Origin of the sequence: Photorhabdus namnaonensis (assembly GCF_001684335.1) — a bacterium.
Lineage (GTDB): Bacteria > Pseudomonadota > Gammaproteobacteria > Enterobacterales > Enterobacteriaceae > Photorhabdus > Photorhabdus namnaonensis.
In genome coordinates, this window is sequence record NZ_LOIC01000032.1 from 65,733 (window position 1) to 79,715 (window position 13,983).

Here is a 13,983-nt window from a genome sequence, read left to right on the forward strand (position 1 = left end):
TTCTGTACATAACAAGAAAAATTGCAGGAGAAGGAAGATAAATAATGAAACCAATAACCATGACTGATCTGAATCAGCTCAAAAAAGAAAAACGTAAATTCGCGACTCTTACCGCTTATGACGCCAGCTTTGCCCATTTGTTCGCCGAGCAAGGTATCGATGTCATGCTGGTGGGCGACTCACTGGGTATGACAGTGCAAGGGGCTGACACCACCATTCCAGTGACAGTTGAAGATACTGTCTATCACACTCGTTGCGTCCGTGCCGGAGCACCTCATACTTTTATTATTGCCGATATGCCTTTCATGAGTTATGCCACACCAGAGCAGAGTTGTGAAAACGCGGCCAAGCTTATGCGTGCCGGCGCTAACATGGTGAAACTTGAAGGCGGTAGCTGGTTATACGATACCATTAGTATGCTTACCGAGCGTTCTGTCCCCGTTTGCGCTCATTTAGGGCTAACTCCCCAGTCAGTCCATATTCTGGGCGGGTATAGAGTTCAGGGACGTGATGAAGAATCAGCGAATCAATTGATAAAAGACGCGATTACCTTAGAAAAGGCAGGCATACAACTGCTAGTACTGGAATGCGTACCCGTTGACTTGGCTAAACGTATCACCGATGCATTACAGATCCCAGTAATTGGTATTGGCGCCGGTAATGTGACTGATGGGCAAGTTTTAGTGATGCATGACGTGCTAGGCATTACAGTAAGCCCGCCTAAGTTTGTGAAAAACTTCCTTGAAGAAGCGGGAAATATACCTGATGCCATCCGCCTATATAAAGAGCAAGTAGAAAGCGGCGCCTACCCAGGTAAAGAACACTCATTTTATTAATAAATTACCCTTGTTAGCCCGAAGGCTGCAAACATACTAAGGAGTATTAAGCAATGCTGATTGTCGAAACTGTACCGATTCTACGCCGTGAAATCCGCCGCTGGCGTCAGGAAGGAAAACGCATTGCACTGGTGCCAACAATGGGTAACTTGCACGATGGCCATATGACGTTAGTCGATACAGCCAAAGGGCAAGCAGATATTGTGATCGTCTCTATTTTCGTCAATCCGATGCAGTTTAATCGTCAGGATGATCTGGCAAAATACCCCCGCACCTTACAGGAAGATTGCGAAAAACTTCATCAGCACGGTGTCGATCTAGTATTTGCTCCTGCCGATAAGGAAATATACCCTAATGGTATGGAACATCAGACTTATGTTGAAGTTCCTGAGCTTTCTACCATGTTGGAAGGGGCCAGTCGTCCCGGTCATTTCCGTGGTGTGTCAACGGTGGTGAGCAAACTATTCAATCTGGTGCAACCCGATTTAACTTACTTTGGCGAGAAAGATTTTCAGCAATTACAACTTATTCGCAAAATGATTGACGACCTGGCTTATGATATTACGCTGATCTCAGTACCTACTGTGCGCGATAAAAATGGCCTGGCACTCAGTTCACGCAATAACAATCTAACAGCCGATGAACATCGAATTGCCCCAGAACTCAGCAAGATCATGCGATCTATCGCTGAAAAAATGGCACAAGGTGAACGTCACACAGAACAATTGCTCACCCAAGCTGCCGAACAGCTACGCGAAGCAGGTTTTGTACCTGATGAGTTGTTTATCCGCGATGCCGAAACGCTGGCGCCATTAAATACCGAAAGCAAAAAAGCGGTTATTCTGATGGCTGCCTGGTTAGGGCAGACCCGTTTAATCGATAATCAACAGATAGACTTAATGCAATAATCGCCGTTGTATCAGGCATTATTGATGCAGGAAAATAAAATAACAGATTCTAAGTTGTCATCGAATCAGGAGAGAAACCATGTTGCGCACTATGCTACAGGGCAAATTGCACCGAGTGAAAGTCACTCAGGCAGATTTACATTATGAAGGTTCTTGTGCAATTGATCAGAATTTCATGGATGCCGCTGGTATTCTGGAATATGAAGCTATTGATATCTATAACGTGGATAACGGCGAGCGTTTTTCCACTTATGCTATCGCCGCTGAACGTGGTTCTAGAATAATTTCAGTTAATGGAGCGGCCGCACGCCGTGCGGCGGTAGGTGACAGACTGATTATTTGCTCATATGTACAAATCCCTAACGAAGATGCCCGTCACCACAAGCCTAATATCGCTTACTTCGACGGCGATAATATTATGAGCCGTATAGCTAAAGCCGTGCCAGTTCAGGTAGCTTAAATATTCATTTAAGCGCTCAATAATGGGTAGGTTGTGAAGACATTGCAGTTGTGAAGACATTGCAAATGCATTTCCCCTACCCATTCATCACCACTTACATAACAAAAAAATCTACAATTAAGTCCTTAATCCTCGCCCTGTTTCAATTAAATACCAAGCAGCAAGATAAAAAACCATAATAAATGCAGTCAAAACACTTAATGTAACTATCAAAGAAACATCAGTAATTCCCAGGAAACCATAACGAAAACCACTAATCATATAAACGATCGGGTTCAGCTTGGAAACCGCTTGCCAAAATGGGGGTAATAATGTCAATGAATAGAACACCCCGCCAAGATAGGTCAGCGGCGTTAATACGAAGGTCGGAATAATACTGATATCATCAAACGTTTTAGCAAAAATCGAATTCAGCAAACCGCCTAGTGAAAACAGAACAGAAGTCATTAACAGAGTAATCGCAATCATCCACCACGCATGAATATGAAGCGGAACAAAAAATAGAGAAACCAATGTCACCAAAATACCGACGCAAACACCACGGGCAACACCACCACCAACAAAACCCACAATAACGACGTGTGTCGGAACCGGCGCTACCAATAATTCCTCAATACTGCGCTGGAATTTCGCGCCAAAGAAAGAGGAAGAAACATTGGCATAGGAGTTAGTAATCACCGCCATCATAATCAGACCAGGGACAATAAACTGCATATAATCGACACCGCCCATTTCCCCAATACGCGAACCAATCAAGCTACCGAAGATAATAAAATAGAGCGACATGGTAATAACCGGCGGTAATAAAGTCTGTACCCAAATACGACCAAAACGGGTAATTTCTTTAATCCAGATAGTTTTTAGCGCCACCCAGTACAACTGAATCATTTACTATCTCCTTGCTTGTTGTTCACCAAGTTGACAAATAACTCTTCCAGACGGTTCGCTTTATTGCGCATACTCAGAATATGAATACCCTGAGCGCTTAATTGGGTAAATACACTATTTATTCCCTGACCACGTTGAACATCCACTTCCAAAGTAGAGGCATCCAGCAACCGATACTCATATCCTGCCAGTTCAAGAGTTGGATTTTGCGTCGCCAGATCGAAGAAGAATGTTTCAGACTCCACCCGACTGAGTAAATTTTTCATACTGGTGTTTTCTACCAATTCACCGTGCTGAATAATACCAATATTACGGCACAGCATTTCTGCTTCTTCTAAATAGTGAGTCGTTAGAATAATTGTCGTTCCCTGTGCATTCAGTTGTTGCAAAAAATTCCACATAGAGCGACGAAGTTCAATATCAACACCGGCAGTGGGTTCATCAAGGATCAATAATTTAGGCTGATGCATCAAAGCACGTACAATCATCAGACGTCGTTTCATCCCACCAGACAGACGAATCGCTCGTTGATTACGTTTTTCCCACAGATCTAACTGCGATAGATAAGTTTTCGCTCTGGCTTGCGCCACTTTTCGCGGTACACCATAGTAACCAGCCTGATTAAGAACAATCTGCAACACCGTCTCAAACGGGTTAAAGTTAAATTCTTGCGGAACAAGACCTAACTGGCGTTTAGCATTCACAATATCGGTATCAATATCATAGCCAAATACCTTAACCTTACCGCTGCTTTTGTTTACCAGAGAGCTAATAATGCCGATTGTGGTGGACTTCCCTGCACCATTCGGACCCAATAATGCGTAGAAGTCTCCAACTTCCACATTCAGGTCTATCCCACGCAGCGCCTTAACACCATCAGTGTAAGTCTTAGTAAGCTGCGTTAACTCCAATGCATAAGTCATAAATTACAAAACACCTTTATTATCTGGTCGCCTTTGCGTGCAATGTGGAAACATAATGCTCCTTTTCTGCCTGACTTGCTTTGCAAAAACAGCAGAAAGATTAAAAACAAACAGCAACAAAATATTAAAATTTTAATTGATGTTGTATATGATTCTATCTTAAAGAAACACTACCAGGCTATGAATCATGATGAAAAAAATAGAAGAGCTGCTTGCCAATAACAAGCAGTGGTCAGAATCGGTTAACGAAGAAAACCCAAATTTTTTCAAAGAATTAGCAAAAGCACAAAAACCTCGATTCCTATGGATTGGCTGCTCAGACAGTCGAGTGCCAGCAGAAAAACTAATTGATGCCGCCCCCGGTGACTTATTTGTTCACAGGAACGTTGCAAACCTGGTTATTCATACTGACTTAAATTGTCTTTCAGTTATTCAATATGCGGTAGACGTACTGGAAGTTGAACATATCATTATCTGCGGACACTATGGTTGTGGTGGTATCGAAGCCGCAATTGATGGCACCGAACTGGGATTGATTAACAACTGGCTACTACATATCCGTGATCTTTGGTATAAACACAGTTCTATGCTAGGTGAATTACCCCCCAATGAGCGTCTGAACCGTCTGTGCGAAATTAACGTTGTTGAGCAAGTATACAACCTCGGTCACTCAACCATTATGCAATCAGCATGGAAACGAGGCCAAAAAGTGATGATCCACGGTTGGGTTTACGGTATTCATAATGGTCAATTGCAAGATCTTGAAGTGACGGCTGACAGCCGTGAAAAATTGGAATTGGCCTATCGTCAGACCGTTTCCAAATTGACGCATAAAAAGTGATTTTTCTAAGTTACTGATAAAATACGCTGTAGAAAAGGTTATATTTAATCCTTTCCACAGCGTAATTAAATGAAGATTTATACAGATTTTCAGTTTATAAATTATATTAAAATGTTTTCCTCACACTTAAAAAAGTATATTTCACCCTTTAAACTCATGACAATATTTTTCTCCAGAGATATTATCTAAACTAGAGTGGAAAGTTTACAACAATTTTTGCTAAATGGTATTAATCTGTTATTTTAAAAACAGTTTTTAAATCTTTTAGCGTGATCATTAGCGTCATTGGATTTAAAAGCGAATCACTAAAACCCACAGACTTATAAAACGCCTTAGCATTCCCCGAGATAGCATGAACAATCAACCCTCTAACACCCACCAAATCTGCCGCTTGAGCTACACGTACGGAAGCATCTCTGACTAAATAGCGACCAAATCCTCTTCCTTGATAACGCTTATCAACAGCTAAGCGGCCCAAAATAATCACCGGAATGGGATTTGGCATATTACGCTTAAATTTGCTTATCGCCTCTTCTGACATGATTGAGCCGGTAGCTAACGAATAATAAGCAATAACATCCCTGTCTTGGCTTACAACATAGGTTCGCGAAGCATTCTCTTTTTGATTTTTTAATGCTCTGTCTGTTAACCAGTTGTCCAGGGTGTCAATTCCTGAAGTAAAACTATTTAAATTGTGCTCATCTGTTAACAAAGTTGGATCATTAATCATTTTATCACCACGGTTTTTTCATATTTGCCGTTTTGATAAGACGCTCATTTGGAGCAGCCGGAGCATCAAGTTTAGCAATAAAAACATTAAAAATTTCTGGAGATACAACCATAAAGGAATATTCCAATAAAGTATTTTCAGCATCACGTTTGATTGTATCAAGGACATATTCAGTAACGGTTTTTCCCTTCACTTTTGCCGCTCTATCTATTAAATCTCGATCCTCCTGCCTAATCCTCAAGTTGAGTGTCTTATTTTTACGATTCTCACTTATTACGTTCATTTCAAATCCCCTTATGCTATAGGTGGTCTAAATAATACACAAATGTAACGCCATTGTCATCACATTCTAGGGGGGGAGAATTCCCATTAGGCATAGAGGCTTACATCGGCTTTCGCTAATACAAATGTAATATACCCGTTATCATTCATTGAATACTTAAATATTACAGAAATTATATGTATTTGTTGACATGCCATGACGACTTTCGTATAGCGTGCATATACAGCATACGAGACTAGTATGATTAAAAGCTTCAAACACAAAGGATTGGAAAAATTTTTCAAAACTGGTTCTACCGCTGGCATTCAGCCTAAGCATGCCCTAAAGCTGCAAATCCAGCTAACTGCATTGAATATGGCTAAAAAACCAGAAGATATGAATGCCCCTAGCTGGAAACTTCATCCACTAAAAGGAGCAAATCTTAGCGGTCACTGGGCAATATCTGTTAACGATAATTGGCGTTTAACATTTGATTTGAGGGCGAAGATATAATTCTCGTTAATTATCAAGATCATCACTGAGGGCAACGAAATGAAAATGCATAAACCTGCACACCCAGGCATAGTTTTGCGTGAATATCTTGGTGACATATCTGTCACAGAGGCAGCAAAGGCTCTCGGTATAACCAGAGCTGCACTATCTCGCATATTAAACGGCAATGCAGGAATATCTGCTGATATGGCCCTGCGACTGGAAGCCGCATTAGGTACTAGTGCCGAAATGTGGACAGGAATGCAGTCTCAATATGAACTGTGGATTGCCTCACAGCACAAAAGACCAGAAATAAAACCAATACTGGCTCACTCCTGATAGCGTAATAAGAGGGCTTTACTTAGCCAGCTACAACACTACACACCATGCCTAAATAAAAACGGCAACCCGAAAGTTGCCGTTTTCAAATACGAGAAAACTACTCTTCTAGCAAAACCACATGGCCGATATAAGGCAGATGACGGTAAAGTTGCGCATAATCAATACCATAACCCACCACAAATTTATCCTCAATTGAGTAACCAATCCACTCCACCGGAACATCAACTTCACGGCGGGAAGGTTTATCCAGCAAGGTACAGATTGCCAGTGATTTTGGCTCACGCAGCGCCAAAATTTCACGCACTTTATTCAGGGTATTACCTGAATCAATAATATCTTCCACAATCAGCACATGCTTACCGCGAATATCCTCGTCCAGATCTTTCAGGATTTTCACATCACGAGTGGAATTCATACCGCTACCGTAACTGGAAGCCGTCATAAAGTCGACTTGATGAGGGATCTGAATTTCACGGCATAAATCAGCCATAAAAATAAATGAACCTCTCAGCAACCCGACCAATACCAGCCCACTACCACTGTCACAATAGTGTTCAGTAATCTGTTTTCCCAGTTTAGCAATACGTTGTTTAACCTCCTGTTCGGAGATCATAACTTCTACAATATGTTTTGGTTTACTCATAACTATATATTTTTAAACGATAACTAAAATAAAATCATGTGTCTTTTTACAAAAAGTGATACACCGATTGATATACCGTTCACCACACAAAGACGCACACACAAAAACATGAGAACAAAATATTTTGCAAAGCATATCAGAATTCACCGCCTACAGTAAAAGAAGGATATATGACTCGTTGCCAGTGAGTAGATAAGTACACTAAACGTTCTGGCCTCGTGATAGGAAGTTGCGACACATTTCGTCGAAAGGTATTAAAGATTACGGTGATAGATAACCAATTATGCTACCTCACCAATCAAACAACACAGTAGGTAATGAGATGAAGTGAGGTGACTATTTCCCTGATATTTTACGGTATTAGAATAATTATTCTGCTGATTTCTCGCGAACTTTGCTCTCAATAAGATTACTGTCCATATCAAAATAACAACTAGACCAGATTTCAGATAGATGAATGTTGAGATAATTAGCGATAATCCATTCGCCTTTAGGCCAAAGACGTGACAGCGTGTTGGCTAATGTGGAAGAACTCAGTCCCGCTTCACGGGATACCGCTGCTAAGGTTGGACCACGCTTACGTAGTGCAGCAATAATATCGGCTTGATGCCAGTCATTTCTAACCATTCATCAACCTCTTTTACCATCTATAACATAGAACGGATACTCAATCTGCGAGGAATAGGTCTCCCCACTGGCAAAAAGCCAGCCTCAATATCGTCATGTTCTCCTTTTGACGCTCTTTCAATCTATAAAATGCCGTGTCAGATTCACTGCGCTGTTAAGCAGGCATGAGCCTGTAATCGTCGTACTGCCCTTTTGCTGCGGCGTCAAGTCCGCAAACAGTCAGCAAAAGTGGTGCAAACGTTGAAATACCAACAAGCACAGCAAAACGCCGCAACGTTAAGGATCAAACGGTAGCAATGAGCTAATTATTTAGGTGTAGAGAAGCCGCCCGCTAAATATTTTAAGCAAACATAGCTAGACATGAGCGAGATGCGCAAAAGCAATCCTGCTCATTGAAGTGAAATGAGATCGAGACGTAGCTCAATCCCATTGTGCGGAAGGCTATCACCTAACGCTAATGTGAAAAGTAAGCGAGCGCATGTTTCATGCCCACTTGAAATCAGATAAAAGTAAAGTGGATCTTCCCCACCTTAAATCCAGCTACGAAAGGCAATGAAAACCATAACCTCACGCGCCGAAGTACCGTTGGTACTCTATTAGCTAAAAAGACCGTCATCACCAAACTAGCTAGGATTGTTCATACTAGCAATATCTGCTTCCAAAGGTGTGCAGATGTACCGCAATTCTTGCTTTCACTTTCAGGCTACAGAAGTTTTTCTAGTCGTTTAAGCGCTTCCTCTCAGACCTACGGAAACATTGATGGCCATCTGTGATGGTAATTAAACAGATTTATACCCGTTATCTTTCAAGTCGCCTCTTTGTTGGCTGCACTCGCTCACCCCGATCACATAGTTATCTATGCTCCCGGGGATTCACTCCCTTGCCGTCGCGATGCATCTTGAAATCTTTAGGGTATAGACTAACGAATGCTTTTACTGACAATAAGAGAAAGTGATGACTAAATAAATATATCAATAAGTTTTTATTAATATCATCCAATAGATTTAGCGCATTATCATGATAACTTTAATTATAGTTTCTCTTGAAAAGATTAGAGGTTTAATATTTTCGTTTAAAATTTAATTCACCCCTATATTTTCAAGATGTTAGGATAATTACCACATTTGGTTATTTTATTTATTTAAAAAAAAGACATTGACATAAAAAAACAAAAAAATATAATCAAGATAAATCAAAAACCCTATAAAAATAATAAATAAGAATTTATGAAAATAAAAAACCATAAAAACACCTTATTGTACAGAGCCAAAGAAATATCAAAATTATCTAAAAAAACCTTTAAAAAAGAGGCTTTATTTTTTAATTTTTTTATAGTTTATATTGTCTCGGTATTTATACTTAGATTAGACACTCCTATTCTTGAGTATATAGATTACAGTATGTCAATAATTTTATTGATTATCATGTTCAGCACTGCAAATAAAATATCCAATGAATTTTCTTTATTGAAAAAAGGGTTCAAAAAAGAATACTCACATGATAAAAAACCAAATTTTTTTTATAAGATATTTACTCTATCTATTATAACTATTTTACTGATATTAGTATCGATTCCTTTTTTGTATATATTAAATCATATCCATTATGATTTTTCGTTAAAATTATTTTTGAATACAATCATGAGTTCTTATATATATTTGATTGTTATTATTTTTAGTAAACCTGAATGAAGGTAAATTTATTATGCGTGAGCTTACCATTCAAGAGTTTGATTTAGTTGCAGGTGCAGGAGCAGGAGAAACCGCTGGTGAAATAGCAGGAGCAGCCGCAGGGGGAGCTGCTGGAAGAGTAGCTGGTAGTGTAGCTGGAGGATATGCTGGAGCCGCAGCTGGTGCAGCAATAGGCTCTGTAATAGCACCGGGCCCAGGTACTGCAGCTGGTGCAGTAATTGGTGTTGTTGTTGGTCGATTTGCAGGTGGTGGTGCTGGAGCTGCCGGAGGAGCTGCAGCTGGCCGCTACATCGGAGGAGAGATAGGAGGTAGAATTGATTCTGGAGGCAATAGCAATGGTGCTGGGACCAATTATTGTAATTCAAGTGGATCTAACTATTGCCACTAATAAACCGTGATATTTTTAGATAAAAATGGGTGTAATTATACACCCATCAACCAAAAAAAAGAGGCTACGTAAACAAAAACCTTTTATTTTAATAACCTCTTAATAAGATAACTTATTACTCACTTATAGAGCCAAAATCAACAATCATTAACATTAAATATGAATCCAATTAATTTCCCCATTGATAAAAAAGACTTCCTAGAAAATTTCTTCGAAAAGAAACCGTGTGTTTTTAAACAAATATATGATGATGATTTTATAAAACATAGTGAAATAGAAAATATATTTAATCGTTCCAACCTGCCTTCATTTGAAGGTATTAAATTAATGTACAATGGTATTATTGATAAAACAGAATATATTGAATCCTATAATGATTTAGGCACTAGACGGTATAGATATATATACTCTAAGTTATATGACTATCTAAACTCAGGTGCAACACTAGTTGCAAATGGTATAATTAATGAAACAAAAATAGATCAACTGGCTAAGGCTTGCTCTTCATTTACAGATAGTCATCCGTTTTCAAGCCTATATTTATCATATGGAGAAAAAAGTTCTTTTAAACCTCATTGGGATAGCAGAGATATATTCGCAATTCAGTTATCAGGAAAGAAAAGATGGATAATTTACAAACCAAGCTTTCCTGATCCTGTATATTTACATCAATCAAAAGATATGGAAAATACGTATCCATGCCCTTCTGAACCATATGATGATTTTGTGCTGGAAACTGGAGATGTTCTTTATCTACCAAGAGGATGGTGGCATAATCCATTACCTCTTGGTGAAGAGACTATACATTTATCTGTTGGCATTTTTCCACCTTATGCCCATGAGTACATAAACTGGTTATCATATAAAATAACCGATATTGACATTGGAAGGAAATCACTTCCGAGATCATGGAAACAAGCTAAAGATGAAATTGATATCTTAGCAAAATATGTTATTGATAATATTACTTCAGAAGATTCATATAATGAATTTTTAAAATCTTTCAGCGATGAAAAAAGGGGTCCATCAAAATTAAATCTGAGACTATTTTGTGGAAAAAAACATCATTCCATATCCAAGACATCACGCTTAAGAATAAATTCAAATAATAATCTATCCATAGATGAAGGATATATTATTTGCAACGGAGCAAAAGTAAATTTAGATCAATTCTCTATACATCTTCTTAGTAAAATTAGTGAGATACCATATATATCATTCGAGAATCTACTTTCTTTTTTTGATCATAGTAAACAAAAAAACATAGAAGATTTAATTTATAAACTAGGTTACCAAGATATATTAGAAATTATAGATGATTTATAAAAGTGAATTTTTTCGCAAGGAGGCTTTAAAGCATAAAGCAATACCTTTGGCTGGTCGAGTAGTTTTGACCAGCCCCTTTATTTTTACCGTTTTAACATATATTTCATGCCTTCTTGTATTGTTTATAATAATATTTATTATGTTTACTGATTACTCTAGGAAAACAACCATAAAAGGACAAGTTTACCCTGAAGATGGGATCACAAAAGTCTATTCAAGAGAGACAGGGATCATTAACAAGGTTATGATTAAAGATGGTCAATTTGTAAAAAAAGGCGAGGTTCTGGGTGTTATATACAAAGCTCAAAACTTAAACACAGGAATACTGCAAGATAAATTAAAAGAGCAAGCCATCTTAAAGAAGAAAACGTTAGATCAAGCCATTGATAAAATAGATAAAATACATAAAAGTAAACTAGATTCACTACATGAGCATGTTGAAATCTTAATGAAACAAAAAGAAAATATTAAGGATAAATTAACATCACAACAGAATAAATTAGATAGACTAAAAAAAAATACCAACAGATACAAAATATTAGAAAGAAAAGGATTTATATCAAAAGAGCACATAACCATTGCAGAAAATAGTGAATCAGACCAATTAATAAACTTAAGTTTAACAAAAAAAGAATTGATTGACATAGAAAGAACAATTAGTGAAAAGAAATTCGAGTTAGAAGAACTTCCATTAAAACAATTTATAGAAAAACAAGAGATAGATAGAATTTTAGCGTCAGTTAATCAAGAAATTATAAATATTGAAAGCCAAACGGAATCTGTTATCGTGGCTAGTTCATCAGGATTTATAAATATTAATAATTTCGATTTAGGTTCTCATGTAGAACAATCTACTTTATTGTTGAATATAGTCCCCAATACCAAAAAATTCTCTATTAATTTATATATTCCTAGCCAATCTATAGGGTTTGTTAAAAATGGTGATATAGTTAATATAAGATATTCAGCATATCCATATCAAAAATTCGGAATATTTAAGGCTAAAGTTATTTCCATAAGTAGAACCGCAATACCAGCTCAAGAGGTTAAAAGCATAGGAACCGTATTCCATACATTAGACATAGCAAATGAACCTATTTATTTAGTAAAGGCAGAACTTGAAAAACAATACATTGAAGTAAATAAAATAAAAAAGGCATTAGAGATAGGAATGACTCTGGATGCTGATATTTTACACGAAAAAAGAAAATTATACGAGTGGATATTCGAGCCACTTATTACTATTAATAAAAATAGCATTTGAATAAGATGATGAAATTAGAAAAAATCATATTTTGGCATTCTCATAATTTGCCATCTATTTTACAAACAGAAATAGCTGAATGTGGCCTAGCTTGTTTAGCATCTATTTCTTCTTATCATGGATACCAAGTTGATTTATCTTCGCTTAGAAAAAAATTCCGTATTCCTCTTACAGGTACAAATCTTAATGATATTGCTTACTACGCTAAAGAGTTAAAACTATCTTATAGAGCTGTTAAACTAGACATCAATGAAATAAATCAATTAAAACTGCCATGTATTTTACATTGGGAGCTTAATCATTTTGTAGTTTTAAAAAAATATCAAAAAATAAAATAACAATAATGGATCCCAGTATTGGATTTAGACGTTTGAGTTATAATGAATTCTCTAATTGTTTTACTGGAATTGCTGTTGAATTCTGGCCAAATAACGATTTCAAAAAAAAAATTGATAAAGAAAAAGTTGACATTTTAAGTTTTTTAAAAACATATCAGGAATAAAAAGATCACTAGTAAAAATATTATTGCTAGCTTTTGTATTAGAGTTCTTTGCACTAATCGGGCCATTTTACATGCAATTAATAATTGATCATGGGATAGTTTCTGAAGATAAGAATTTAATATTGTTGCTATCAATAGGTTTTGGAGTATTACTTGTTTTCGAGCAAGTAATAAACATTATTCAAAGCCTATTGACTACATATATTAGTACAAACTTGAATATACAATGGAAGGCAAATGTATTTACTCATTTAATGAATTTGCCAGTTTCTTTTTTTGAAAAAAGACATTTAGGTGATATAATTTCAAAATTCTCGTCTATTGATAGCATACAAAATACGTTAACTTCTTCTTTTTTTATTTCCATATGTAACAGTCTTGTTTCTGCAACAACTATTATTATCATGACAATGTATAATTTTCAGTTAACGTTAATATCAATTGTCACTATTTTCATATATATAATAATCAGGATAATATGGTATTACCCTTTAAAAGAAGCTACTAAAGAAAATATCGTACAATCAGCTAAGCTGAGCTCCAATTTTATGGAAACAATGAGAGGAATAAGAGCAATAAAGATTTTCTGCAAAGAGAATCACCGATATAATTCTTGGTTAACTTTATCTATAAATACTGTAAACTCTGCCCTTAAATCTCAAAGACTATCGCTAGGATTTTCTTTTTCCAATAGAATTATATTTGGAATTCAAAACATCCTAATAGTTTATATAGGTACATCTTTTATCTTTGATAATACATTTACAGTAGGTATAAATAAATTTTCAAAATAATAGATCACTGGAAGGGAACTCAGTCCGATTTTTGCGATCTGATCAATTGCCAAAAATCCCAAACCT

General features: G+C 37.0%; 14 protein-coding genes and 2 pseudogenes. 10 read left to right on the forward strand and 6 right to left on the reverse strand.

What is annotated here, in order from left to right; translation table 11 throughout:
- Positions 1-44: 44 nt before the first annotated feature.
- The 3 genes from panB (at position 45) to panD (ending at position 2,204) form a co-directional block, all read left to right on the forward strand.
- A complete protein-coding gene (gene panB, locus Phpb_RS06380) occupies positions 45-836 on the forward strand; it encodes a 3-methyl-2-oxobutanoate hydroxymethyltransferase (protein ID WP_065389632.1) in 792 nt (263 codons plus the stop codon).
- Positions 837-889: 53 nt separating this feature from the next.
- Positions 890-1,744, forward strand: coding sequence for a pantoate--beta-alanine ligase (gene panC, locus Phpb_RS06385; RefSeq protein WP_065389633.1), 855 nt, complete (start codon positions 890-892; stop codon positions 1,742-1,744).
- Positions 1,745-1,823: 79 nt separating this feature from the next.
- Positions 1,824-2,204 carry an aspartate 1-decarboxylase gene (gene panD, locus Phpb_RS06390; protein WP_065389634.1) on the forward strand — a complete coding sequence of 127 codons (381 nt, stop codon included), beginning with the start codon at positions 1,824-1,826 and terminating at the stop codon, positions 2,202-2,204.
- Positions 2,205-2,321: 117 nt separating this feature from the next.
- Here the strand turns inward: panD and Phpb_RS06395 are convergent, their stop codons facing one another.
- Entirely contained in the window at positions 2,322-3,092 is a 771-nt protein-coding gene (locus Phpb_RS06395) for an ABC transporter permease (RefSeq protein ID WP_065389635.1), read from the reverse strand.
- Complete coding sequence (locus Phpb_RS06400) at positions 3,089-4,015, reverse strand: ABC transporter ATP-binding protein (protein ID WP_065389636.1); 927 nt, start codon at positions 4,013-4,015, stop codon at positions 3,089-3,091. Before Phpb_RS06400 ends, Phpb_RS06395 begins: the two co-directional genes overlap by 4 nt.
- A 187-nt stretch (positions 4,016-4,202) precedes the next feature.
- Between Phpb_RS06400 and can the strand changes: the two genes are divergently transcribed.
- Entirely contained in the window at positions 4,203-4,856 is a 654-nt protein-coding gene (can, locus tag Phpb_RS06405) for a carbonate dehydratase (protein WP_036808222.1), read from the forward strand.
- Between the two features lie 229 nt (positions 4,857-5,085).
- Here the strand turns inward: can and Phpb_RS06410 are convergent, their stop codons facing one another.
- Entirely contained in the window at positions 5,086-5,586 is a 501-nt protein-coding gene (locus tag Phpb_RS06410; RefSeq protein ID WP_065389637.1) for a GNAT family N-acetyltransferase, read from the reverse strand.
- A gap of 4 nt (positions 5,587-5,590) precedes the next feature.
- Positions 5,591-5,869: a type II toxin-antitoxin system TacA family antitoxin gene (locus Phpb_RS06415; RefSeq protein WP_065389638.1), complete on the reverse strand. Its 279-nt coding sequence runs from the start codon at positions 5,867-5,869 to the stop codon at positions 5,591-5,593.
- A 240-nt stretch (positions 5,870-6,109) separates the two neighbouring features.
- On the opposite strand from Phpb_RS06415, the pseudogene Phpb_RS06420 reads away from it, so the two are divergent.
- Positions 6,110-6,390, forward strand: a pseudogene (locus Phpb_RS06420) (type II toxin-antitoxin system RelE/ParE family toxin).
- Between the two features lie 10 nt (positions 6,391-6,400).
- Positions 6,401-6,679: a HigA family addiction module antitoxin gene (locus Phpb_RS06425; RefSeq protein ID WP_011145233.1), complete on the forward strand. Its 279-nt coding sequence runs from the start codon at positions 6,401-6,403 to the stop codon at positions 6,677-6,679.
- 100 nt (positions 6,680-6,779) lie between these two features.
- Here Phpb_RS06425 and hpt read toward each other — a convergent pair whose 3' ends face one another.
- Together hpt and Phpb_RS06435 are read right to left on the reverse strand one after the other, a co-directional pair.
- Positions 6,780-7,325: a hypoxanthine phosphoribosyltransferase gene (hpt, locus tag Phpb_RS06430; protein ID WP_065389639.1), complete on the reverse strand. Its 546-nt coding sequence runs from the start codon at positions 7,323-7,325 to the stop codon at positions 6,780-6,782.
- Positions 7,326-7,694: 369 nt separating this feature from the next.
- The gene (locus Phpb_RS06435) at positions 7,695-7,952 is read right to left on the reverse strand and encodes a helix-turn-helix domain-containing protein (protein WP_065389640.1); all 258 of its coding nucleotides are present in this window, start codon (positions 7,950-7,952) and stop codon (positions 7,695-7,697) included.
- 1,662 nt (positions 7,953-9,614) lie between these two features.
- On the opposite strand from Phpb_RS06435, the gene Phpb_RS06445 reads away from it, so the two are divergent.
- The 4 genes and pseudogenes from Phpb_RS06445 to Phpb_RS27365 form a co-directional block, all read left to right on the forward strand.
- Positions 9,615-10,031, forward strand: coding sequence for a hypothetical protein (locus tag Phpb_RS06445; protein WP_192880152.1), 417 nt, complete (start codon positions 9,615-9,617; stop codon positions 10,029-10,031).
- Between the two features lie 159 nt (positions 10,032-10,190).
- Positions 10,191-11,357 (forward strand): ribosomal protein uL16 3-hydroxylase, encoded by a 1,167-nt coding sequence (locus Phpb_RS06450; protein WP_065389642.1) that lies wholly within the window; start codon positions 10,191-10,193, stop codon positions 11,355-11,357.
- On the forward strand, positions 11,347-12,621 hold the full coding sequence (locus Phpb_RS06455; RefSeq protein WP_082302539.1) for an HlyD family secretion protein: 1,275 nt from the start codon (positions 11,347-11,349) through the stop codon (positions 12,619-12,621). Before Phpb_RS06450 ends, Phpb_RS06455 begins: the two co-directional genes overlap by 11 nt.
- A 5-nt stretch (positions 12,622-12,626) precedes the next feature.
- A pseudogene (locus tag Phpb_RS27365) lies at positions 12,627-13,899 on the forward strand (peptidase domain-containing ABC transporter); the annotation flags it as partial.
- Between the last annotated feature and the right edge of the window lie 84 nt (positions 13,900-13,983).

Coding starts and splice junctions, on each gene's coding strand:
- Phpb_RS06415 (WP_065389638.1), bottom strand. CDS start 5,869: ATGAACGTAATAAGTGAGAATCGTAAAAATAAGACACTCAACTTGAGG.
- panD (WP_065389634.1), top strand. CDS start 1,824: ATGTTGCGCACTATGCTACAGGGCAAATTGCACCGAGTGAAAGTCACT.
- Phpb_RS06410 (WP_065389637.1), bottom strand. CDS start 5,586: ATGATTAATGATCCAACTTTGTTAACAGATGAGCACAATTTAAATAGT.
- panB (WP_065389632.1), top strand. CDS start 45: ATGAAACCAATAACCATGACTGATCTGAATCAGCTCAAAAAAGAAAAA.
- hpt (WP_065389639.1), bottom strand. CDS start 7,325: ATGAGTAAACCAAAACATATTGTAGAAGTTATGATCTCCGAACAGGAG.
- panC (WP_065389633.1), top strand. CDS start 890: ATGCTGATTGTCGAAACTGTACCGATTCTACGCCGTGAAATCCGCCGC.
- Phpb_RS06455 (WP_082302539.1), top strand. CDS start 11,347: ATGATTTATAAAAGTGAATTTTTTCGCAAGGAGGCTTTAAAGCATAAA.
- can (WP_036808222.1), top strand. CDS start 4,203: ATGATGAAAAAAATAGAAGAGCTGCTTGCCAATAACAAGCAGTGGTCA.
- Phpb_RS06395 (WP_065389635.1), bottom strand. CDS start 3,092: ATGATTCAGTTGTACTGGGTGGCGCTAAAAACTATCTGGATTAAAGAA.
- Phpb_RS06435 (WP_065389640.1), bottom strand. CDS start 7,952: ATGGTTAGAAATGACTGGCATCAAGCCGATATTATTGCTGCACTACGT.
- Phpb_RS06425 (WP_011145233.1), top strand. CDS start 6,401: ATGAAAATGCATAAACCTGCACACCCAGGCATAGTTTTGCGTGAATAT.
- Phpb_RS06400 (WP_065389636.1), bottom strand. CDS start 4,015: ATGACTTATGCATTGGAGTTAACGCAGCTTACTAAGACTTACACTGAT.
- Phpb_RS06450 (WP_065389642.1), top strand. CDS start 10,191: ATGAATCCAATTAATTTCCCCATTGATAAAAAAGACTTCCTAGAAAAT.